The organism is Polynucleobacter rarus (genome assembly GCF_003072505.1).
GTDB lineage: Bacteria > Pseudomonadota > Gammaproteobacteria > Burkholderiales > Burkholderiaceae > Polynucleobacter > Polynucleobacter rarus.
The window spans coordinates 2,683,654-2,705,987 of the sequence record NZ_NTGB01000001.1; the positions used below are offsets into that span (position 1 = coordinate 2,683,654).

29 protein-coding genes are annotated in these 22,334 nt (G+C 38.4%); 22 read left to right on the forward strand and 7 right to left on the reverse strand.

Annotated elements, in window-relative coordinates:
• Positions 1-230 precede the first annotated feature (230 nt).
• The 5 genes from AOC35_RS13050 to AOC35_RS13070 all read left to right on the forward strand — a co-directional run bounded on the left by AOC35_RS13050 (position 231) and on the right by AOC35_RS13070 (position 5,177).
• Positions 231-1,583, forward strand: a complete 1,353-nt coding sequence (locus tag AOC35_RS13050) for a cytochrome ubiquinol oxidase subunit I (protein ID WP_108647682.1) — start codon at positions 231-233, stop codon at positions 1,581-1,583.
• Between the two features lie 2 nt (positions 1,584-1,585).
• Complete coding sequence (locus AOC35_RS13055; protein ID WP_108647684.1) at positions 1,586-2,599, forward strand: cytochrome d ubiquinol oxidase subunit II; 1,014 nt, start codon at positions 1,586-1,588, stop codon at positions 2,597-2,599.
• Between the two features lie 343 nt (positions 2,600-2,942).
• Complete coding sequence (locus AOC35_RS13060) at positions 2,943-3,380, forward strand: CBS domain-containing protein (RefSeq protein ID WP_108647686.1); 438 nt, start codon at positions 2,943-2,945, stop codon at positions 3,378-3,380.
• A gap of 278 nt (positions 3,381-3,658) precedes the next feature.
• Complete coding sequence (locus AOC35_RS13065) at positions 3,659-4,471, forward strand: ABC transporter substrate-binding protein (protein ID WP_108647688.1); 813 nt, start codon at positions 3,659-3,661, stop codon at positions 4,469-4,471.
• 328 nt (positions 4,472-4,799) lie between these two features.
• On the forward strand, positions 4,800-5,177 hold the full coding sequence (locus tag AOC35_RS13070) for a peptidase associated/transthyretin-like domain-containing protein (RefSeq protein ID WP_108647690.1): 378 nt from the start codon (positions 4,800-4,802) through the stop codon (positions 5,175-5,177).
• 112 nt (positions 5,178-5,289) lie between these two features.
• Here AOC35_RS13070 and AOC35_RS13075 read toward each other — a convergent pair whose 3' ends face one another.
• Positions 5,290-6,375, reverse strand: a complete 1,086-nt coding sequence (locus AOC35_RS13075) for an acetamidase/formamidase family protein (RefSeq protein ID WP_159077589.1) — start codon at positions 6,373-6,375, stop codon at positions 5,290-5,292.
• A 226-nt stretch (positions 6,376-6,601) separates the two neighbouring features.
• Between AOC35_RS13075 and AOC35_RS13080 the strand changes: the two genes are divergently transcribed.
• From AOC35_RS13080 to AOC35_RS13095, 5 genes are all read left to right on the forward strand, one after another.
• Entirely contained in the window at positions 6,602-6,850 is a 249-nt protein-coding gene (locus AOC35_RS13080; RefSeq protein WP_108647695.1) for a cation transporter dimerization domain-containing protein, read from the forward strand.
• A 65-nt stretch (positions 6,851-6,915) separates the two neighbouring features.
• Entirely contained in the window at positions 6,916-7,455 is a 540-nt protein-coding gene (locus AOC35_RS13085) for a hypothetical protein (RefSeq protein WP_159077590.1), read from the forward strand.
• 224 nt (positions 7,456-7,679) lie between these two features.
• Positions 7,680-7,829: a hypothetical protein gene (locus tag AOC35_RS15575; RefSeq protein ID WP_159077591.1), complete on the forward strand. Its 150-nt coding sequence runs from the start codon at positions 7,680-7,682 to the stop codon at positions 7,827-7,829.
• Between the two features lie 50 nt (positions 7,830-7,879).
• The gene (locus AOC35_RS13090; protein WP_108648840.1) at positions 7,880-8,926 is read left to right on the forward strand and encodes a zinc-dependent alcohol dehydrogenase family protein; all 1,047 of its coding nucleotides are present in this window, start codon (positions 7,880-7,882) and stop codon (positions 8,924-8,926) included.
• Between the two features lie 110 nt (positions 8,927-9,036).
• The gene (locus AOC35_RS13095; protein ID WP_108647699.1) at positions 9,037-9,636 is read left to right on the forward strand and encodes an alternative oxidase; all 600 of its coding nucleotides are present in this window, start codon (positions 9,037-9,039) and stop codon (positions 9,634-9,636) included.
• Between the two features lie 55 nt (positions 9,637-9,691).
• Here the strand turns inward: AOC35_RS13095 and AOC35_RS13100 are convergent, their stop codons facing one another.
• Together AOC35_RS13100 and AOC35_RS13105 are read right to left on the reverse strand one after the other, a co-directional pair.
• Positions 9,692-9,934 (reverse strand): hypothetical protein, encoded by a 243-nt coding sequence (locus tag AOC35_RS13100; RefSeq protein ID WP_108647701.1) that lies wholly within the window; start codon positions 9,932-9,934, stop codon positions 9,692-9,694.
• A gap of 23 nt (positions 9,935-9,957) precedes the next feature.
• Positions 9,958-10,206, reverse strand: a complete 249-nt coding sequence (locus AOC35_RS13105) for a hypothetical protein (RefSeq protein ID WP_211307519.1) — start codon at positions 10,204-10,206, stop codon at positions 9,958-9,960.
• Between the two features lie 310 nt (positions 10,207-10,516).
• On the opposite strand from AOC35_RS13105, the gene AOC35_RS13110 reads away from it, so the two are divergent.
• The 5 genes from AOC35_RS13110 to AOC35_RS13125 all read left to right on the forward strand — a co-directional run bounded on the left by AOC35_RS13110 (position 10,517) and on the right by AOC35_RS13125 (position 13,688).
• Complete coding sequence (locus AOC35_RS13110) at positions 10,517-11,431, forward strand: MBL fold metallo-hydrolase (protein WP_108647703.1); 915 nt, start codon at positions 10,517-10,519, stop codon at positions 11,429-11,431.
• A 74-nt stretch (positions 11,432-11,505) separates the two neighbouring features.
• Entirely contained in the window at positions 11,506-12,261 is a 756-nt protein-coding gene (locus AOC35_RS13115) for an alpha/beta hydrolase family protein (RefSeq protein ID WP_108647705.1), read from the forward strand.
• Positions 12,262-12,421: 160 nt separating this feature from the next.
• Positions 12,422-12,595 (forward strand): hypothetical protein, encoded by a 174-nt coding sequence (locus tag AOC35_RS15580; RefSeq protein WP_211307520.1) that lies wholly within the window; start codon positions 12,422-12,424, stop codon positions 12,593-12,595.
• 1 nt (position 12,596) lies between these two features.
• Positions 12,597-12,983: a thiol-disulfide oxidoreductase DCC family protein gene (locus tag AOC35_RS13120; RefSeq protein ID WP_108647707.1), complete on the forward strand. Its 387-nt coding sequence runs from the start codon at positions 12,597-12,599 to the stop codon at positions 12,981-12,983.
• Positions 12,984-13,082: 99 nt separating this feature from the next.
• Positions 13,083-13,688 carry a DsbA family oxidoreductase gene (locus AOC35_RS13125; RefSeq protein ID WP_108647709.1) on the forward strand — a complete coding sequence of 202 codons (606 nt, stop codon included), beginning with the start codon at positions 13,083-13,085 and terminating at the stop codon, positions 13,686-13,688.
• Positions 13,689-13,721: 33 nt separating this feature from the next.
• On the opposite strand, the gene AOC35_RS13130 is transcribed toward AOC35_RS13125, so the two are convergent.
• Positions 13,722-14,681, reverse strand: coding sequence for a sodium-dependent bicarbonate transport family permease (locus AOC35_RS13130; RefSeq protein ID WP_108647711.1), 960 nt, complete (start codon positions 14,679-14,681; stop codon positions 13,722-13,724).
• An 83-nt stretch (positions 14,682-14,764) separates the two neighbouring features.
• Here AOC35_RS13130 and AOC35_RS13135 point away from each other — a divergent pair, with 83 nt between their 5' ends.
• The gene (locus AOC35_RS13135) at positions 14,765-15,658 is read left to right on the forward strand and encodes a LysR family transcriptional regulator (RefSeq protein ID WP_108647713.1); all 894 of its coding nucleotides are present in this window, start codon (positions 14,765-14,767) and stop codon (positions 15,656-15,658) included.
• Here the strand turns inward: AOC35_RS13135 and arsH are convergent.
• The gene (gene arsH, locus AOC35_RS13140) at positions 15,655-16,338 is read right to left on the reverse strand and encodes an arsenical resistance protein ArsH (protein ID WP_108647716.1); all 684 of its coding nucleotides are present in this window, start codon (positions 16,336-16,338) and stop codon (positions 15,655-15,657) included. The two genes, AOC35_RS13135 and arsH, sit on opposite strands and share 4 nt — an antisense overlap.
• 82 nt (positions 16,339-16,420) lie before the next feature.
• Here arsH and AOC35_RS13145 point away from each other — a divergent pair, with 82 nt between their 5' ends.
• From AOC35_RS13145 to AOC35_RS13155, 3 genes are read left to right on the forward strand one after another with little or no spacing between them, the layout of a single operon-like run.
• Entirely contained in the window at positions 16,421-16,750 is a 330-nt protein-coding gene (locus AOC35_RS13145) for an ArsR/SmtB family transcription factor (protein ID WP_108647718.1), read from the forward strand.
• Complete coding sequence (locus AOC35_RS13150; RefSeq protein ID WP_108647720.1) at positions 16,747-17,223, forward strand: arsenate reductase ArsC; 477 nt, start codon at positions 16,747-16,749, stop codon at positions 17,221-17,223. The genes AOC35_RS13145 and AOC35_RS13150 overlap by 4 nt, the downstream gene beginning before the upstream one ends.
• On the forward strand, positions 17,223-17,870 hold the full coding sequence (locus AOC35_RS13155) for an aquaporin (protein WP_211307521.1): 648 nt from the start codon (positions 17,223-17,225) through the stop codon (positions 17,868-17,870). The genes AOC35_RS13150 and AOC35_RS13155 overlap by 1 nt, the downstream gene beginning before the upstream one ends.
• Before the next feature lie 20 nt (positions 17,871-17,890).
• Here the strand turns inward: AOC35_RS13155 and AOC35_RS13160 are convergent, their stop codons facing one another.
• Positions 17,891-18,598: a hypothetical protein gene (locus AOC35_RS13160; RefSeq protein ID WP_159077593.1), complete on the reverse strand. Its 708-nt coding sequence runs from the start codon at positions 18,596-18,598 to the stop codon at positions 17,891-17,893.
• A 96-nt stretch (positions 18,599-18,694) separates the two neighbouring features.
• Positions 18,695-20,074, reverse strand: coding sequence for a carbohydrate porin (locus tag AOC35_RS13165; RefSeq protein WP_245898517.1), 1,380 nt, complete (start codon positions 20,072-20,074; stop codon positions 18,695-18,697).
• A 164-nt stretch (positions 20,075-20,238) separates the two neighbouring features.
• Between AOC35_RS13165 and AOC35_RS13170 the strand changes: the two genes are divergently transcribed.
• The 3 genes from AOC35_RS13170 (at position 20,239) to AOC35_RS13180 (ending at position 22,327) form a co-directional block, all read left to right on the forward strand.
• Positions 20,239-20,643, forward strand: coding sequence for a DUF2177 family protein (locus AOC35_RS13170; RefSeq protein WP_108647728.1), 405 nt, complete (start codon positions 20,239-20,241; stop codon positions 20,641-20,643).
• Positions 20,644-20,779: 136 nt separating this feature from the next.
• Positions 20,780-21,070 (forward strand): DUF1330 domain-containing protein, encoded by a 291-nt coding sequence (locus tag AOC35_RS13175; RefSeq protein WP_108647730.1) that lies wholly within the window; start codon positions 20,780-20,782, stop codon positions 21,068-21,070.
• A 36-nt stretch (positions 21,071-21,106) separates the two neighbouring features.
• On the forward strand, positions 21,107-22,327 hold the full coding sequence (locus AOC35_RS13180) for an ABC transporter substrate-binding protein (protein WP_108647732.1): 1,221 nt from the start codon (positions 21,107-21,109) through the stop codon (positions 22,325-22,327).
• The last annotated feature ends 7 nt before the right edge of the window (positions 22,328-22,334 follow it).

Sequence of the window (22,334 nt, forward strand, 5' to 3'; positions counted from 1 at the left end):
TTTCGATTCCAACTTAGGTAAAAAATAAAAGCTCACTCGTCAGGCTATTTTCATTTGTTCTTATGTTTGTTATCAGACAGACGCACCTTATTTTTAGAAATAGAGTCAAACATTGATAGTTCGGCGTTGGGCAGATGAGGTTTGGTGAACCATCTTCCAAGAATATTGCAGATTCTATAAGTGCATTTGAGTAAGCGAATAATTGAGATCATTAAATAAGGACGACATCTATGGTGGATACGCTTATTCTGAGCAGAATTCAATTTGCCACGAATATGACTTTTCATATTCTTTTTCCAACGATATCCATTGCTTTAGGATGGGTACTTTACTATTTCAAAATTAAATACAATAAAACTGGCAACTCAATATGGAATGAGGCCTATCAATTCTGGGTCAAGATATTTGCTTTAACCTTTGCCCTTGGTGTAGTGAGCGGTATTACGATGAGTTTCCAGTTTGGTACCAATTGGCCTGGATATATGGAGACGGTTGGGAATATCGCAGGACCATTGCTAGGATATGAGGTTTTATCAGCATTCTTCCTTGAGGCAACTTTTTTAGGAATTATGTTATTTGGTGCTAAGCGCGTATCCCAAAAAGTTCACACTGTTGCTACTTTTCTAGTTGCTTTTGGTACCTCATTGTCTGCATTTTGGATCATTGCTTTGGACTCTTGGATGCAAACACCACAGGGGTTTGAAATGATTAACGGGCAAGCACATGCAACCAATTGGTTTGAGATTGTCTTTAATCCCTCCATGCCATATCGACTCCTGCATATGATGACAGCATCATTTTTGACGGTCACTTTTTTAATTGCAGGTATCTCAGCATATCGCTATTTGAGAGGTATTAACCTTACCGGTAACCAAACACTGATAAAGTTAACAATGGCTGTTGCAATCGTCTTAGCACCATTACAAATTGTGCTTGGTGATTTACATGGCCTAAATACCTTGGAGTATCAGCCAGTAAAAGTCGCAGCAATGGAAGGAATTTGGGAGACAACAAAAGGTGCCCCAGCTGTTTTATTTGCGCTACCCAACGAAAGTCTTAAAGCCAATCAATATGAAATTGCTATTCCAAAGTTGGCCTCCTTGTATTTGACCCATTCATGGGATGGAGAGGTAAAGGGTTTGGACGCTTTCCCAGATACAAAACCACCTGTAAAGCCTGTATTTTTTGCTTTTCGCATTATGGTGGGTATAGGGATATTGATGCTCATCACTGCGGGCGTAGGTTTTTATCTCACAAGAAAAAGCAAAGAGCTACCGAAATGGTTTTTAAAAACTCTAAATGTGATGACTTTTTCTGGTTGGCTAGGAGTCATCGCTGGTTGGTATGTGACCGAGATAGGACGACAACCTTACCTTGTTACTGGAGTACTAAAAACAGCTGATGCAGTTACTAAAGTTCCCGCTAATATGGTTTTGGGAACACTGATAATGTACTTAATACTTTATTTAGGACTCATCACCTCTTACATTTGGGTTGTTTTTTATTTGGCAAGACAAACCAGTACTGACCAGTTTGTTGGTATAGAAAAAACCGGCTTGATTAATAGCATTGCGGGAGCATAAAAATGATTCCTAATTTATACGAACCTTCTGGATGGTTACCACTTTTCTTTTTGGTGGCAATGGGAATTGCAATGGTTGCCTATGTTGTTTTAGATGGATATGACTTGGGTGTAGGCATCCTGTTGAATCAGGCAAGTGAATCAGAAAAAGATATCATGATTTCTTCAATTGGCCCTTTTTGGGATGCTAATGAGACATGGTTGGTACTCGGAGTCGGCGTACTCTTGATTGCCTTTCCTATGGCTCACGGAATCATTTTGACTGAGCTCTATTTGCCAGCAGGCATCATGTTAGCCGGTTTAATATTGCGTGGCGTCTCATTTGACTTTCGAGCGAAGGCGCACTTAAAACAAAAATCAGTTTGGAATTTTTTATTCTTTTTTGGGAGCTTGGTGACTGCTGCCTCTCAAGGGGTTATGGTTGGCAGAGAAGTAATTGGTTTTGACTCTGGATTTTTAGGCTGGGTATTTGCCTTCCTCGTAGCCCTATGTTTGCCAGCAGGATATGCATTATTGGGAGCTGGTTGGTTAATTATGAAGACTTCCGATGAGTTGCAATTAAAGGCGGTTGGCTGGGCAAGAAAGTGCCTTTTATTAACAGGGCTTGGCGTAGGAGTTATTTCGGTAGCCACACCATTTTTTAGCGCAGAGATTGCGGCTAAGTGGTTTACATTCCCCAATATCTTTTTCTTATTACCCTTCCCTATTCTGACAATAACTTGCTTCTTCTTCATCGATTTAAACTTACTAAAATTGCAAAGAAGAAAGATTGCTCCAGTTTGGCTTCCTTTTGCTTTAAGTGTAGGTATTTTTGTTCTAGCCTTCTTAGGAATTGCTTACAGTTTGTTCCCATATATCGTGGTAGATAAAATGACTATCTGGCAAGCAGCTGCCGCCACGGAATCCTTGTGGGTAATATTTTGGGGAGCTGTAATCGTATTGCCAACCATCATTGGATACACCATTTACTCCTATAAAATCTTTTGGGGCAAGGCTGAGCCACTCAGTTATTACTAAAGTAAAAGTTGACGCGTTAAGTAAATCGAACAGAGCTCAAAAAGTTAAAGATTTCTAACTAATTTTGGCCGTTTTTTTGGGAGGATTTTTATAAAGCCCCCTAAGGATGCTAGGCATAGCTTAGACTACTGGCAACCATTTATTAACCATAGCAACTACTCCTCAATTGATGGATCCACTCTAGTTGAGGATTTGACGGCCTTGGCGCTACTTGATTCCAAACTGGGGCACAAAGATCCAAAAAATTGCAATTAATGCTTTATTTTTATGAATCAACAGTTAATTCAATCAAAAAGAAAGCGAATTCTAAAGTTATAATTGAGATATTGATTAGGAGCTTTTTATGACCACTGTAAAACAATGTATTGCTCAAAAAACCAATACGATATTCTCTGTAAAATCATCTGATTCTGTTGAAAATGCATTGATACTCATGCGTGATAATCGAGTTAGAGCCATCATGGTCATTGATGACGGATTACTTGTGGGAATTGTTTCGCAAGGCGATTGTGCGATTAAGGTGTTGTTACCCCATATTAGCCCAAAACAAACAACCATCTCCAAAATCATGACGGCTAAACCACTAACAGTGACACTTTCTAATTCTTTAGATGAGTGTATGGCTATCATGGTCCACAAGCATATTAGACACTTACCGGTTTTAGATAACAATAAAGTGGTTGGGGTTATTTCTATCGGTGACCTTGTGAAAAATATTATTGAAAACCAAGATAATCAAATTAAGTTTTTAGAGACTTACATCAAAGGTCATGGTGTTTGACCTTAATGGAAATTGGTTTGGAATACTTCAAAATCTTAACTGCTGTCTGAAAGTAGTCAGTTGAGTAGTTGGGCGAATCGGAATAGGTATCATCAATCTATCGATTAAAACAAAATGGATATCTAGTTAAAGAATTCACCCACTCGGTAATCTCAAATGTAATTTTGGCTGGTATGGAGACACTAGTCCAGGATATAAAGCCTTGAGTCTTAATCGTCAAATTCCCGAAGGGATTTAGAAATATTTCTGTTATTACTAACAAAATAAGGAATCATAAAATGCGTAGCTTATTATCAGTTGCTTTATTGGCAATCAGTGTTGCTATCGTTACGCCATCATTTGCTCAGAAATCTATTGTTGTTTCATCTACTACTTCTACAGAGCAATCTGGTTTATTTGGCTTTCTATTACCAATCTATAAAAGTAAATCGGGAGTAGATGTAAAGGTGGTTGCCGTTGGCACTGGACAGGCTCTAGATATTGGTCGTCGCGGCGATGCGGATGTGGTTTTTGTGCATGACAAAGTAGCCGAAATGAAGTTTTTAGAGGAAGGTTATGCAACCAAAAGATATGATGTGATGTATAACGATTTTGTATTAATTGGACCCAAGATTGACCCTGCCAAAATTGCTGGTGGTAAAGATATTAAAGTAGCTCTTCAAAAAATTGCTAATGCTAAAGCAACTTTTATTTCGAGAGGGGATAAGAGTGGTACGCATGCAGCGGAGCTGCGTTATTGGAAAACATTAGGTATAGAACCTAACAAAGAAATGGCATGGTATAAGGATACTGGCAGTGGCATGGGCCCAGCTTTAAATACAGCATCAGCAATGAATGGATATATCTTGTCTGACCGTGGCACTTGGTTGGCACAAAAAAACCGTGGTGATTTAGAAATCTTAATTGAAGGTGATCCTCAGCTATTTAATCAATATGGAATTATGTTGGTTAATCCATCAAAGTTCCCACATGTAAAGGTAAAAGAAGGACAGAACTTTATTGATTGGATAATTTCTAAAGATGGACAAGAGGTCATTTCGCTATATAAGATTGAAGGCAAACAACTCTTTTTTCCTAATAGTAATAAATGAATTCAAACGCATGATGTTTAGTGGCTAGTGGATTGAAGAAAATAGGCTGATTACGGCATTTGAAAGAAAAAATGCAGTGGTCGTGTTGAGAAAAAAGTGTATAAATTAGCAAAGAGAATTCCCGAATAGTGCAGAATTTTATATTTGCTAGAATCAGTTAATCGAGAAAAAGAAAATATAAAAATAAAAGATATTTTGAAGACAGTTAGTTCACTTTAGTTGATGGACTTCTACAATATTTTTTAATAACAAATAGGGTTTATTAATAAAACGAAGGGATTGTATTTAATAATCTCACCAGCAAAAGGCCATTGAAATTTAAATAACTATGAAAAAAATAATCAGTGTTGTTTTCTGCTTGTTGTCACCGTTATTGTGTTTTGCTGGTGGTATGGAATCAATGATGGCGGATGACACTAATGTTCAAGGGCCAGCTTATTTTGGGTTTGTAAAAGATGAAAAAGGGCATATTATCAAGTCTGCCTCGGTAGTTGTAACCGCTAAATCTTTTGGCACATCAGGAGTAACGGCTACATTTACCACCAATGTATTGGGCGTATATCGTGGCCACATCCATCAAGAAGCGAAGCCTGAAATTCTTAAGTTAACCTGCATCAAAGACGGTTATCTACAAATTAAAACTGTTCGACGATCAGGTACAAAGAAATATTTAGAAACTGATTGCATAATGAAAAAAATAGACTAAAAGAAAAAAGCTGCTCGACAGTATTTATCAATCGAAATTCTTTAATACTAATGAAAAATAACTCAACTCATCAATAATTGAGTTGAGTTATTTAATAGTAATTCTCTAATAATTACTTTTGAGACCAAAACTTGGTTTTAGCTAAAAAACTCTTTTTAGGGATTTCTCCATAAACCATTAAAACATCATCCACTGCTTCACCAACAATATAATTTACTGCAATACTTGAAAAAGCATAAGCATCCTCAGCACTCATCCCCTTTTCCGCTTTCAAGAAATTAATTGTTTCGCTTACAGCTTCTTTTAATGCAATATTCAAATCTTTATCCATTCCCATGACGTAATAATTTTTAGCATCCTCTGCTCTGGGCCACTTCATTACTGAGCCTTTATTTTTATGAATAATAAACTGAAAAGTAGGTGTTAATGAAGTTTCAATTGCTGTCCCGTTAACCTCTCCATCACCCTGGACTGCGTGGGCATCCCCGGTATAAAACAGGCCACCTTCGTAAACAACTGGCAAATAAAGTGACGATCCTTTTGTTAAGCGATTCATATCCATATTGCCACCATAAGTGCCTGGAGGACGAGTGCTACTTAATCCATCCGAAGGTAATAAGGCCATCGTACCCATAAATGGCACCATGGGAATTTCTACGCTGGGAGCAAATAAAGCGACATTTCGTTTTAAGTCAAAACGAATAATTTTAGGATAGGCTTTTTGATGAAGTTCTGGAACTACACCGCCGCCCTTATTACTATTATTGACACCATAAGGTACTCGGAATTTAAAATCAATCATTCTAACTTCAAGCATATCGCCGGGCTCAGCTCCTTCAACATAAATCGGTCCAGTCATTACATGAGCACCGGAGTCTTTAGGATGATTTACTTTATTAAATACTTCGAGAAGTTCTGGAAGTATTTCTTTCTCTGAAACACCACCGTTTTCATAAAACTTAACTGGGTCAATACCATTAATGATTCCCTGATGGGTTAGGGTATCTACAGAGACAATTTGACCTGATTTAACTTTCGCAATAGGAAGTCTTCCCACCGGTAAATAACCCCAAGTAACATTTTCAGTAGTTGATTTAACATGAACATCTACCTTACTTTTTGATGTGGTTTGAGAAAAGGCAGAATGACTTAATGTAAATGATAAAGATGCCAAAATACAAAATTTCATAAGTTGCATAAAAATCTCCTCATAATTTTTTTGATTCATTTAATGGATGTTGCAATTAACTATAGCATTTAAAAAGGGAATCATTATCATCTGCCCTTCCATTGTGGGGCGTACTATTTTCAATAAAAAAACTCAGCATTTTCTAACGAGTCAGGTAGTGCTCTACCCAACAGAAAAATCAATTTTTCTTTATTAATTAGGTTGGAAATTTGGTTGGGAGGCGTTAAGTGATTTGATGGATAGTGCAGATTTTGAAGAAGAGTATCAAAGAGTTGAAAAAATTATTCAATCGACTGAAGGAGTTTTAGGCTTTCATGATCTTAAAAAGCGTAAGATGGGGGATATGATTTTGGTTGATGAGCATCTTGATGTAGACGCCCAGGTTTCTGTGATGGAGGGGCATAACATTGATTTGGCAGTTAGAAATCAAATGATGAAAGAGCTACCAGTTTTGAATGTGATGACGCACGTTGACCCTGTTTGACAATAATTGATAATTTTGTAATGCAGGATTTAGTAACTTTAAATCAATTAATTTAAGAAATACAAATGAAAAGAATACACACTACTAAATATTTGATGGTTGCGCTGTTCTTAACGATGTCTTTTTTTATAAAAGCTCAACCAAACGATGAAAGTAAAGGCACTTTTCCATTTTTATCAGGTGAAAACCTCAATGGGAAAACCTTTAATCTGCCACAGGACCTTCCAGCTGAGAAGACTTTGGTTTTGATTGCTTTTCAAAGAGAGCAGCAGGTAGATTTAGATTCATGGTCACAAGGTTTGGATTTACTAAATAGCCAAATTGCATGGATTGAGGTTCCCGTTATTTCTACTCCTTATGTATTGGGTAGTTTCATTATTAACTCAGGCATGCGTAGAGGAATTCCAAATCCAAAAGTTAGAGAAAGAGTGATTACTCTTTATACCGATAGGGAAGCTTTTGCTAAATCAATGGGAATTGAATACAACAAAAACGAGGCCTATGTTGCAGTGATAGATCGATCAGGAAAAAACCTAGGCTTCGTAAAAGGGTTTTATGACGAAAATAAGGCAAGAGAAATACTTAGCCTTTTGGGTCTGAAATAGATTGTCACTTTAACTTCTACTGGTTTTCTAGAATACCTAGCTTCATGTGCTTAGGTCCTTTAGTAATCGCAAAAGTGATCCTAAAATAATCTTGCTAAAAATAATTATTTACTATGTTTGGTAACGGACATTTAAAACCGCTTGGACTCCTTAAGATGATCATATAACTCAAAAATCTTTGAGTTGGATTGATGACTTAACGGGAATTTCAGCGGAGAATAATAATGAATGAAATAAACGGATTGGCAGATCACGCAAAAAAGTTTAGTCAATTTGATCGAGAATTACATATAAAAGATAACTTCAAAGATCAAGTAATTTGGCAATACTTAAATCGATCCAATGCTCAAAGAATGCGTGAGTTAAGCGAATAAAATGATTTGGTTGACTTATCCCTAAAATTGGGATGTCAAAAATTATGATGATGAAAGCGTTGGTTTACAAAGGTCCCGGAAAAACCGCTCTAGAAGATCATATGAAGCCTGAAATGTTGGCTGCGACTGACGCCATTGTCAGAGTTTTAAAAACCACTATTTGTGGAACTGATTTACACATTATTAAAGGTGATGTAGTCACTTGCTTATCTGGGCGAATATTAGGTCACGAGGGTGTTGGAATAATAGAAAAAGTGGGCACTTCCGTTCTTAATTTTCAGAAGGGAGACCATGTCATTATTTCTTGTATCACTTCTTGTGGAAAGTGCGAATACTGCCGTAAAGGGATGTATTCCCATTGCACAACTGGTGGATGGATACTTGGTAACACCATCGATGGCACACAAGCAGAGCAAGTTCGTATTCCGTATGCTGACACCAGTCTTTATCATGTTCCCACAGGAATGGACGAAGAGGCTCTCGTAATGTTAAGTGACATTTTACCCACTGGTTTTGAATGCGGTGTCCTAAAAGGAAAAGTACAGCCTGGCTCTACGCTTGCTATAGTCGGTTCAGGACCGATTGGTTTAGCGGCATTACTGACGGCCCAGTTCTATTCGCCGTCCAGAATTATTGTGATTGATCTTGATGACAACCGACTCCAAATGGCAAAACAGTTTGGAGCAACCGAGGTCATCAATAGTTCTGATGGCAAGGCAGTAGAAAAAGTAATGGCGCTGACTAACAATCTTGGAGTTGATACCGCCATTGAAGCCGTAGGAGTACCTGGAAGCTTTTTACTTTGCGAAGAAATTGTTGCCCCTGGAGGAGTTATTGCAAATATTGGTGTACATGGTTTAAAGGTAGATTTACACCTCGAGCGCCTATGGGATAGGAATGTGACGATAACGACTAGGTTAGTTGATACTTCAAGTACCCCAGTTTTAATAAAGATAGTTCAGTCAGAAAAAATTAATCCCAAAAAGTTAATTACTCACCACTTCAAACTAGAAAAAGTGAAAGAGGCTTATGAAACATTTGGTAATGCAGCAAAAACCAATGCTCTAAAAGTCATTATCGATGTCTTAGATCACTAAGCTTAAAATACTTCAGAGTATTGTTATCAATATTTGGGCCATGAATTTTATTACTAATAAAATCACCTAGTAGGCCCACCCTTACTTTTAAAAAAGTATATACTTATTTTATGGAACATTATCAACCAGTCAATATCTCTGACAGAATAGCAAGGTTATTTACTAAAACCTTACGATTTTTTGCAGATACTTTTTTTCAAAAAAGATACGGCCATAGAGCGGTTATTCTTGAAACGGTAGCGGGCGTTCCAGGGATGGTTGCTGGTATGTGGACGCATCTAACGAGTCTGCGAAAAATGCAAACAGGATATGGGCCAAAGATTCGTACTTTATTAGCTGAGGCGGAAAACGAACGTATGCATCTCATGACTTTTATTGAGATCGCTAAACCTAACGCATTCGAACGTTTTTTAGTGCTATTTGCCCAAGCTATTTTTTGGAATTTTTTCTTTATTATTTATGTTTTTTTCCCACGTACAGCGCACCGAATTGTAGGATATTTCGAGGAGGAAGCAGTCTACTCTTATACCGAATATCTAAAAGAGGTGGATTCCGGGAAGATACCAAATATTCCAGCTCCAAAAATTGCTATCGACTATTGGAAGCTGCCCGCTGATGCAACTTTGCGCGATGTCATTATTGTCGTTAGAGAAGATGAAGCCGGCCATAGAGATGTCAACCATCAGTTTGCAAATGACTACGACCATTAATTTATTTAACTTTTAATATCCTTGCTAAGACCCAACGATCAAAGGTCCACACTGATTAATCTTTTAAATTCTCAATTCTAGTTTGTAATTCCATAGCAATCTCAGCAAGTCCCTCATAACCACTATGGATATGGTTGGGTAGATCAGGATCACCAATAATTACACCCAAAGTTTCAGTAATGCTGTAAATAAGACCCAAAGCGGCACTAAGACTGATGCTTTGGGTTTTCACAGAATGATCGATATGATCCACTGCTGAAGCGATATTTTCTAAGGGTGGGAATTTTTTAATGTTCATTTTTTACAATCCCTTTCTCCTTATTAGGGCCGTTGAACAGCAGACTGAATATTTGCATGCTCATGGATTGCCTCTTCACTTTGATGAAGAGCCTTAAGAGTATGTCCGTGAGCGGTGAGAGCATGCGTTGCTGCGGCCTCATGATTGCCCAGTAACCGCATTCGTGCAGCCTCCAAATGACTCTTTGCAGCTTGTTCATGATGGTTCGCGGCTTCAACATGAAAATTGGCTTCAAACTGATGATGGGTGTGATTAGGATCCTTGCGTGGCATAAAGCCCTCCGATTATTTTTTTACTAATTTTGTTTCATCAAGTTTAGGTATTGAATCAAACGGTAAAAATTTTTTGATGGAATGAACTAATACCTAAGAACCTTTACCTTAATCGATTCCATAAAAATTTTCGGTATGCCAACACACATTAAGAAGGACTATGAATAGTTATAAGTAGTTAAGCTCCAATTCGATAAAGAATAAGCATATTATTCTACGCACGACGCGTTTATTAGGAGATCCTGATGCTCAGATTGAGATGTGCTAAATTGTTACTAAGTAAATTCAAGCTTAAGAAGCCCTTTAAATCATGAAAAAATTTATATCGTTCAGCCTAGTAGCAATAATTTCAATTGTTAGTTTATCAACCATTTTTCAACTTGCCGCTGCCAAGGATCAAGAGCTCTCCGGCGGAAAAGTGACTATTATTTATGATGCTTTTGGTAAGCCTTCTGATCTTGATCGTGGATGGGGATATTCCGCTTTAGTGGAATATGGCGGTAAGAGAATTCTATTTGATACAGGCGGTCAATATGAGGCATTTAAAGCCAACATCAATAAGCTAAAAATTGATTTAACTAAACTTGATTTTGTTGTGCTATCACACCGTCATGGCGATCATACCAGCGGATTAGCTTATGTGCTCGAGAAAAACCCAAATGTCGTTATATACGCTCCTTCTGAAACGGGTTCTTTTGGAACCCCTTTTAGTGCACCGCAAGCACTGCAAAGGAAGGTTGACTCATTACCTGATGATTTACAGTATTTTGATGGAAAAATTGGCAACGGAGAAGTAGATTCACCATGGAAGAGTGCCAACATCAAACGTATTACTGACATATCAGAGGTGGCGCCAAATATTTCCTTAATCAGAACGGTATCCGATGTCAAAGGGACACTAGAACTTGCTGAAGTCTCCATGGCAATCAAGACGCCAAAAGGCTTAGCTGTAATCGTCGGTTGTTCCCATCCAGGGATTGAAAAAATATTGGCTAAGGCGAGCGAAATTAACCCCAATATCTACACTATTGCTGGCGGGCTTCACTTGGTAGATAAATCAGATGAGGTAGTAAGACAAACGGTGACGAATTTTAAAGAAAAGTGGAAATTGCAAAGGGTCGCAGCAGGTCACTGTACTGGACATTTCGCCCAAGTGGAAATTACGAAGGTGTTTTCTGATAAGCACGATCATTCGGGCTTAGGTGACGTTATTGCTTTACCTTGAAAAGCCTTTATTAAACTTCGACAGCCCTTTTGATAATGAGTCTGTTGAGGCATTTTTCTAGAGCATTTTGAGTGATGAAAAAAATCTTTGTAGCGCTGAGTGTTTCCCTTCTATTTTTACCATTATTTAGTTTTGCACAAAAAGATGTGGAGTTAAGCTGGGAAAAAGCATCAGTTTATTTGCCTGGCAAACTATTTTCTACGACAGTTGAAAAAGTTGAGAGCAATAAGCCGTTACCGGTACTGATTTATCTGCATGGTTGTACGGGAATAAATGGTGCTCACGACTTCAGTTGGGCATCCTATATTGCAGATCAGGGTTTTATAGTGATTTTGCCCGATAGCATGGCTCGACCTGGCAGAATACCTAATTGTGACCCTAAGTTAAAAATAGGTATCAATGCCTTTCCCAATGCAGGTCGCTATCGCCAAGAAGAAATTACCTATGCCCTTTCACAGGTATTGAAGAGTCCTTGGGCAGATAAAAATAATATTTTCTTGATGGGACATAGTGAAGGTGGAATGGCAGTAGCTAAATCATCCCATCCTGAGTTTGCTGGGAAAATAATCTCTGGCTGGACCTGCATCAATCCTTTATATCCGGCTTATGATGGCATTTATTCACCAAAAAATTTACCTCTCCTTGCCATTGCATATATTGATGACGAATGGAGAAAAGGCAAGCCTACCGAGGGGCGCTGCGCAGATAAGGCAGAAGGTCGAACTAATTTCAAACAAATAGACCTAGAGGGATGGTTTCATAACACCTACGGAAATTCAGAAGCGCGAAAGGGCGTTAAAGAGTTTTTAACTCAATATTTAACAAAATAAGAGTAAATGCCTAAAGGGGTATTTACTTAAAGGTCGATAAGGTATCAAGACGCTGGATTAACATAGAACTTAATTCTAATTCTGGGAAGCGCTCTGCAACTTTGCCTCAAACAAACTATCATCACGTATTAGGATAAAACAATATTTGGGGAAATTTCAATTGACTGATCAGGATCAACGTTGTTGTGGCTCAGGAGTTTGCATTATTAATCAACATGGTCAATGCTGGTGTGGCCAAGTTTGGGATGGTAAAGAGATGGTTACTTCGAAGCTAGCTCCCTTGGATTCGGGAAGTAATTCTGATCAATCCAATCTGACCGAAAAAAAGAACTGAAGTGACAAGTTTACAAAAACTGACTCTCTTCTATGATGGCTTATGTCCTTTATGCGAAGCCGAGATTGTATTTTTATCAAGAAGAAACCAAGCTGGTTTACTGGACTTTGTTGATGTGAATTCAATCTCATTCTCGCCACAAAGTACCGGATTATCGTGTGAAATAGCACTAGCCGAAATGTATGGTCAATATGAGGATGGGACGTTAATTAAGGGAGTTGAGGTTTTTGCACAAAGTTATTCAAGAGCAAATCTTCCTGTTCTAGCTTGGATTTTTTCTAGAAAAATCCTAAGACCCTTCTTTAATTTAACCTATAAAATATTTGCAAAAAATCGGCACTTTATTTCAAAATTAATTGGCCCAACAATTCGTAAACTTGTAGGATAGTTTTCTTAACTATCTTAGGTGTTACCGGTTCGAATTAGCCCCTTGTATTGTTTATAAGAGCATACTGTAAATGAATGCATAACTTTATTTTAGGAACTCATGATTGAATTACAAATTTGGGGCGACTTTGAATGCCCGTTTTCTTATCTTCAAACTATTGTTTTGTTGAAATTAAAAGAAAAATATAAAGAAAGAATCGTCATCGACTGGAGATCGGTCGAGATGAATACCCGTGAGAATTTCACGACTCCTTCTGAGGAATACATCAAAAACTTAGAAATTGCTTCTAAAGAGTTCATCGCTCAGGAAAATCATATCAGTTTTTTTAAGCCTAAAACGCTACCAAACATAAGACTTGCCCAGGAAAGTATTCACTATGCAAATACTCAACTGAAGTCCTTGGAAATGGCAAATGCGATATTTAATGCATTCTTTAATCACGGAATTGACATCAGTGATCAAGATGAAATTTTAGATATCGGAAAAAGTATTGATTTAGATAATAAGGAATTAAACAAGGCGCTTGATGATGCGCTTTTTACAGAACAAGTCCTTCTTGATGAGAAAGAATTTAAAACTTTAGGATTCCCAGCAATACCAGCAATGATGATTGGTGAGAAAGACTTCTCGCCACGAAGCTTTATGCCTGTAGTTGGTTACACAACCTATTCAGAATTAGATCAAATTATTTCAAAAATCCAATAAGCGACGCATCTCCTCACGTAATGGTGAGAGCTTTTAGACAAAATATTTAGCTATAGCGATATAGATTGGAATGCCAAAAATAATATTTAAAGGGAAGGTGATCCCCAATGACATTCCCATGTACAAGGCCGGACTCACTTCAGGCATTGCTTGACGCAGAACTGCTGGAACTGCAATATACGAGGCACTAGCCGCCAAAATCATTAAGAGAATCGTATCACCCAAGGGTATATTTAATAAATGACATAAGCTTAGAGTGATCAAGGCATGTACTGGCGGAGCACCAAAGGCATAAACCAAAGTTATTAAAGGTTTACCTTTAATTTCACCTAGACTTTTTGATGCCAGTAACCCCATATCTAACAAAAAGAAAGCTAATAGACCTTTAAACAAATCTATTGAAAAAGGTGCCATGACTTTTTGACCAGCATCGCCAGATATAAGTCCTATTACTAAAGCGCCTAATAAAAGGAGTTGACCACCATCAGTAAAGGACTCATGAAATACTTTGCCTAATGAAATTGGCGCTCTTGAATTATGTGGAGATTGTTGCCGAATGCGGTTAGCAAGAATAATGGCAATGATGATGGCGGGGGACTCCATGAGTGCCATCGCTGCGGCCATATGACCGCCATAACTAATTCCTAATTGATCTAAAACTTGCGTGGTTGTAATGAACGTTACAGCACTGATTGAACCATAGGTGGCGGCAATCGCAGCAGCATCCAATTTTGCAAGTTTACTTTTTAAGAAACTATAGCTAAGAAGGGGAATGCAAATCGCTAAAAAAATAGCAAGTGCAATGCTCATCATAATTTCGGGAGTAAAACCTGATTTATTTAAAGCAAAGCCCCCCTTTAACCCAAGAGCCATTAATAGGTAAAGGGATAGAAATCTGGAAATTTGCGGTGGAATCTCTAAATTTGACTTCACTAAGCCAGCAAATATGCCAAAGATAAAAAAGAGGATGGTGGGGTCTAGCAAAATATTCATATATTGTCCTTTAAGGCCATCTTAGAGGCGTTAATATATAAAGTAAAATTGATATTTAAATAGTTTTATATAGGTAAATATCTATGAACATTACTTTTAGACAATTAAGACTATTTCTGGCCTTGGCAGAAACTGGTAGTGTGAGTGCTGCCGCTCGAATGGTTCATGTTGCCCAGCCTACTGCATCAATGGGTTTAAAAGAAATTACTGATACAGTTGGGGTGCCACTTTATGAAGTCGTGGCTAGGAAAGTACACTTAACTCAAATGGGCTTAGAGTTAGTTAAAACTGCAAGAGCCATTTCAGGCGAATGGGAAACATTTGAACAACAAGTTCATGGCATCAAAGGGTTAACGCGAGGTAAGCTAAAAGTAGCCGTGGTGAGCACAGCAAAATATTTTATCCCCAGAATATTGGGAACGTTTTGTGAAAAGTATCCAGAGATAGAAATTTCTTTAGAGGTGCTCAACCGTGATGGAGTGGTTAAACGACTTGAAGAAAATCTCGATGATCTGTACATCATGTCTCAGCCGCCATTAAATATCGAAATTAATGATGAAGTTTTTATGCCGAATCCTTTAATTCTGATAGCACCCAAAGACCATGCATTTGCAAAGAAAAAGTCGATTGATCTTATTTCATTAAAGAATGAAAAATTCATCTTCAGAGAAAAGGGCTCTGGAACAAGAATGACAACTGATGCGCACTTTAAAAAGTTAAAGTTCAAAGCAGAAGTGCGCTTAGAACTTGGAAGTAACGAAGCTATTAAACAAGCTGTGATTGGCGGTTTAGGGCTTGCGGTACTCTCAAAATACTCTTTAGTAGATCAAGATGAAATTGTTATCCTACGATGTAAAGAGTTTCCAATCGAGTCTAGTTGGCATATTGTAAGTCCGAGAGGTAAAAGATTATCCCCAATCGCGACGGTATTTAAAGAGCATTTATTAAGTAAAAATTCTTTAACTGGGCGAACTTAGATGTTTTGGCCTTTCTCTTTTCGCTCGCTATAGCGATCGGTAAGATAACTAGACACATACCTAGTTAACAAAGTAAATTTAACCAACTCTTCCATGACATCAACAACCCGATCATAATTAGCGGAGGGCCTCATGCGGTTATCATCGTCAAACTCTAGGTATGCTTTGGGGACTGATGATTGATTCGGGATGGTGATCATCCTCATCCATCTACCCAGAATTCTCATTTGGTTAACAGCATTAAAAGATTGTGAACCACCACTTACTTGTAATAAAGCTAAAGTCTTGCCTTGTGAGGGTCGAATAGAGCCGATACTCAAAGGGATCCAATCAATTTGAGATTTCATAAGACCTGTCATAGCACCATGACGCTCGGGACTACTCCAAACCATGCCTTCTGCCCATTGCACGAGTTCTCTGAGTTCCACAACTTTAGGATGTGTTTCAGGAGCGTCGTCTACCTGAGGTAACCCCTTTGGATTAAAGAATCGTGTTTCACAGTCCATCGACTTCAATATTCTTTCTGCTTCTTCTGCTAAAAGACGACTAAAGGATCTTTCTCTTAATGAACCATATAAAAGTAATATCTTTGGCGAATGATTTTGCATGGCATAGCTTTGAAATTCTTCAAGACTTGGTTTGTTAAAAAGAGCTTTATCAATATTGGGTAGATCGTTCATAAATAGAGGTGTGAATTAACGTAGAACATCAATTAGAAACCATTATTTAAAAAATGAAATATATTTCCATATAATTGGAAATATGAAAAATTCAAATGCTATCTCCGCATTCTTGGCTCTTGGCCAAGAAACGCGTTTAAATGTATTTCGTCTCATCGTTCAGCGGGGCGATGTGGGTTTAACACCGAGTGATTTGATTGAAAAACTAGGCATTCCAAATGCCACTCTCAGTTTTCACTTAAAGGATTTGGTTGATGCTGAACTATTATTGGTTGAGCGTCAGGGACGTAACATGATTTATCGCCCTAACGCTGAGCTAGTTCAAAAATTAAGTGCGTTCCTGTTAGAAAACTGTTGTGGTGGCAAACCCTGCATTCCTGTTCAAACTTTGAAGAAAGCTAAAGTTAAATGAGCCAATACAACATTCTTTTTTTGTGTACCCATAATTCTGCACGTTCGGTATTAGGAGAAGCTCTAGCATCTACCCATCCAAGCGGTAAGTTTGTAGGGTATTCTGCGGGATCAACCCCTGGAACTTCCATTAATCCGTTTGCTCGAGAACTAGCTATAGAGATGGGTTATGACGCAAGCAAGCTACGATCTAAGTCATGGGACGAATTTGGATTACCTGATGCACCCAAAATGGATTTCATCATTACTGTTTGTGACAACGCCGCAGGTGAAGTTTGTCCCTATTGGCCTGGTAAACCAGCTTCCGCTCATTGGGGGTTTCCTGACCCATCTCAAGTCCAGGGCACGGATGAAGATAAAAGATCTGCATTTAGAGAAGTCATGTTGGGCCTTAAAAAACGGATTGATCTTTTAGCAGGTGCTTCATTAGAAAGCTTAGATGCGAAAAGTCTAAAAGAGATTCACACAAAATGATGAAATCTTATCTAGCAGAATTTATTGGAACTGCATTACTATTAGCTATAGTAGCTGGGTCAGGCATCATGGGTGAGTCACTAGGTGCTGGAAATGCAGCCGTCGCACTTCTTGGAAACAGTATTGCTACAGGAGCGGGGTTATACGCTCTGATTACCTTGCTTGGCCCTATCTCCGGTGCTCACTTCAATCCAGTTGTCAGTTTGATGTTTTGGAAGTTGGGCCACCTTAACTTGAAAAAGATGCTTGGTTACTGGGTCTGTCAGTTCACTGGTGCAATCGCAGGCATATGGATAACGCACTTGATGTTTGGCTTAACTATTATTCAAGAGTCAACGAAGGTCAGAACGGGTGTGGGGATTTGGGTCAGTGAAATAATCTCCACACTTGTATTACTCTCAGTCATTCGTATTGGTGATCAAGAGGCAAAAGATAAGGTGCCTATGCTGGTCGCCTTGACCGTTACAGCGGGTTATTGGTTTACTTCGTCCACATTCTTTGCTAATCCTGCGGTTGCTTTCGCAAGAAGCTTCACTAATACCTTTGTCGGCATTGCTCCCCATGATGTTTACGGATTTTGGATTGGTGAGATGTTGGCAGCCTTGCTGATGATTGGATTATTTTGTCGTTCAAAACGACAGCCCTGAGGAAATTTAACTAGAAAAATTTAGTCGAAATTAAATGAGGCAATCATTTTGAGTACCCAACTATCGCTTGAAGAGGTTAAGCCTTTGCCGATACCAAAATGAAAAAGTGATGTCCCATGTTTGACGTTCGTCACTAAGTAAGCCGTATTAGGTTGTTGAGAAATGGTATTCAAGCTTTTAATTGGTAAATTATCAGTATAGTATTCAACTCCCAAATCAAGCGTATGGTTAAAGCTGTGGGTCACTTTTGCAGACGGAGAAAAACTGACGTAACTTGTTTTATTCAAGGTCACATCAATACTTGGATTAATCACAAATCGCCAATCCTGAAGTTGCATTGCTACGATTGGTGTAACTTCGTAAAAAACGGTATCTTCCCCACCAATATCTTTAAGGTAATTGATTTCGTTTTTTACACCGTAATGCCACAACCCTTTTTCGTCGTGAGTGGGAACGTACAGATGGCTAATTTTTCCGCCATTGAAAAAATTATCCCCATTGTAATTACTGAGATAAACATTGATACCCAACTCACTATTCTGAGAGATTCCATATCCATATTCAAGCCTTGTTTGAAAGACATTCGTTTTTTGATTTGGTGAAAGAAACGCTGGATAAAGGTTCGTTTCGATTTCATAAGCAGACTGCTGATATTCTGCAATTAACTCGTCGTGCACCTTGATTTCAAAAGGGGCACTATGGCTATAAAAACTTGTAAACAAAAGCAATAAGATGCTTTTTTTAAAAATTTTAGGATTGATCAAGAGGCAAGACATTGAATAATAAGAAGGTGGTTAGGAAATAATCATAAACGCATTAGATGATTATTTTTCAATATGGGCCCTAATTCCATAAAAGTGAACTGGGCCTCGATCTGCGTTATACCCAGGATTTTCTATCCTTTGATAATGTGCTGAAAGCGAAAAGCCTTGGTAAAGACTCCAGTTATAAAAAGTTTCAAATATCTGTTCCTTTTTGTAATTTAACTTGCCATCTCCAATGAACATGGTGATACCACCCTGTTGAAGATAGCCAATTTGTTGAGCAGAAATCCCATTGATTGCACCGCCTATCCCAACCGTATCTTGAGGCCTACCCCAGTAGGCACCTTTAATAGAAAAACCTCCAGACAAGGAGTTACTGATGTCTGTAAATGCTTGCGTCTCAGTTTGCCCGTCGTTCCAGCTCCATCTCGCAAAAGCGCCAATATGTTCAGTAATTGCTTGTTCACCATTAATGGCGTAACCCCACTTCGTTTGATAAGCATATCTGGTATTGAAAATATCAGGCGTTGTATTCGTAGAAATTCCAAAGTTAATTGCATCAGTATAGGTTGACATGAGTCCACGATTTCTAAAAAGTAAAAACCTTATTTTTCCAGGTTGACTATCGATAGCATGAGCGTGAGTGATTTCAGCTTGGTCACCATATTGCTGAGTAAGACCATAATCAAGATCTAATTCGTTTGGGGATTTTGGCATGGCTAAGCGTGCAAAGCGGAAGACCCACTGGGTATCGTGATAATACTCAGTCAGAAGTCCATAAGTATAGCCACGAGAGCTCGCGGCATAATCATAAGCGCCACTTGCCATTAAAGACCAATTTAAAAATTGTGTACGCGAATCATGGCTATAAGTGTTTGCATCAAAAAAATCTAATGCTGAAAATGTGCCATAGGTAATTGCGAGGCGACGTTGATCTACATTGCCTGCTATTTGGTTGGGCGCGCCTGCAATGTATTCTTGTTCGCCCCCAAAGTTAAACGTTTGACGCAAATACATTCTTGCCATGTAATAGATGGGAGGAATGGCTGTCCCCTTTTGAAGTTCGCCGTTACTAAACCCACCTAAGCCGCTTAAATTGGAAAAGGGAATACCTTCGAACATCTCCGGATTGAAATAGACTTCACCGCCATTCCAAAGTCTTGCACCTAAAAAAGCAGTTGCTGAAAGGGTATAGCTTTTAGCAATATCACCTTCCGATTTATTAAGAAGACTTTTAGGACCATAGTAAGGTGAGTCGAAATTATTTTTAAATTGGTTGATGTAGGTGACTTGGCCATGAATACTCCACTGTTCAGGCTCAGCACTTTCCTGATTAATATCAGAGGATTGTCCCAAAGCACAAAGAGACAGGCAAGCCAAAAAGAGACCTGTTATGAAGTGGGTAATACCCTTTAGTAGAAAAGAAAATGGAGAAGACAAAAAACACCAAATAGGCTAAATGAGAATAATTCTTATCTTAACAGATTGAAGAATCATTTTAAGTTGGGTCAAATCTGAAAGAAAGTAATTGTATGTTGAAAATTGCGATGAAAGAATGAGCGTAAGATAGATTTATTATTTAAAGAAAATGAAGGGGAATCAAGTTGCGAAAAAATTTGGGTATTTATCTGATCTTTCTCATATTGTTAACTACGTTTGACATGATTTGGTTACTTGGGATTGCAAAAAATCTCTATCGTGATGAGATGGGAAGTTTAATGGCTACAGAGCCTAAACTAATTGCCGGAGTTGCTTTTTATCTAATATATGCATTGGGAGTTTGTAAATTTGTTTTGATTCCTGCCAAATTAAAACAATCTCTAAGTGTTGCGATAAAAGATGGGGCTTTATTTGGATTTTTTTGCTATATGACTTATGACCTTACGAATTTAGCAGTAATACAAAATTTCCCTTTCCAAATAACTTTCATTGATCTTGCTTGGGGAAGCTTTGTAACGAGCATGTGTGCAGGCATCACTTATTTAATTGAAAGAAAACGCACATGCTAGGGTTTCTCATGATGCTACAAAATTAGAAATCAGAAACAATAGAATAATTACAAAAAAATGAAGAAATGCATTCAATCATCGATTGTTTAAAGGTGACTAATGATTTCTATTCGAGATAAATTTGGAGGAGTCTTAGATGGCAAAAGTCTATTGGGTAAGTGTATATAAATCTGTTTCAGATTTAGAGGCTTTAGCAGCTTATGCAAAATTAGCTACTGAAGCAATGACGGCGCATGGGGGTGTTTTTATCGCTAGGGGAAACCCAGTGCAAATCATTGAGTCGGGCCTACAAGAACGAGTTGTTTTGATTGAATTCGAAAGTCTTGAAAAAGCAATGACAGCGTATCACAGCGATGGATATCAAGCAGCTTTGAAAGCACTTGGCAATACCGCTGTACGAGATATTCGAATAGTAGAGGCAGGATAAATTCACCTAGATCATTTAAAAACTAGAGGGCGACAAATGAAAAAAGTTATTCACCTAATTTCTATAATAGCAACCCTATTCTTTCTGCAAGCTGCTTTTTCTCAAGAGTCAAAAGTTCCAAGTGGAGCAGTTCGTGTTGGAGTACTGAATGATCAGTCTGGTGTTTATTCTGGAATGGGTGGACTTGGTAGTGTCGTTGCTGCCAAAATGGCCATTGAGGATTTTGGTGGCTCGGTATTAGGGGTACCCATCGAATTGATTTCTGCAGACCACCAGAACAAAACGGACATTGGTTCAACCATCGCTAGAGAATGGTATGACGTAAAAAAAGTCGACGTCATTTTAGATTTGGCTGCGAGTAATGTTGGCTTGGCGGTCATGGGCATTGCAAAACAAAAAAATAAAATAGTGATTAATACCGGATCTGGCTCAAGCCGAATTACCAATGAAGAATGTAATGATCGAACAGCCCATTGGGTCTATAACACTTATGCTTTGGCGCACGGTACTGGCCAAGCTGTGCTTGAACAAGGGGGCGATAGTTGGTACTTTATTACCGCGGATTATGCTTTTGGTCACTCATTAGAAAAAGATACCACAGACGTTATTAAAGCCGCTGGTGGAAAAATATTGGGCTCCATCAAACACCCACTGAATGCTTCTGACTTTAGCTCGTTTTTATTGCAGGCACAAGCCTCTGGCGCAAAGGTTATAGGTCTTGCTAATGCTGGAACGGATGCGGTCAATGCAATTAAAGGGGCTAAAGAATTTGGATTGTTAAAAAACAAGAAACAACAAATTGTTGGCTTAACAACCTATGTCACCGATGTTTATGGACTTGGGGTAGAGACGGCCCAAGGGATTCAATTAACTGAGGCGTTTTACTGGGATATGAATAGTGAGACTCGTGCATGGTCGCAAAGATTTTTTGATCGCCATAAGCGGATGCCATCCATGATTCAAGCTGGTACTTATTCAGGGGTCATGCATTATTTGAAAGCAGTTAAAGCTGCAGGAACATCTGAAGCTGGTCCTGTTATGGCAAAAATGAAGTCAATGCCCATTAATGATTTTTACGCAAAAAATGGTGTGCTTCGCGAAGATGGTCTGATGGTGCATGATATGTATTTATTTCAGGTAAAAACTCCCGAGCAAAGTAAAAGTCCGTGGGATTTATATACGCTTAAACAAACCATACCAGGTAGCCAAGCGTTTGCTTCCTTAGCCGAGAGTAAGTGTCCCCTCATTAAGAGGTGAAATCTTA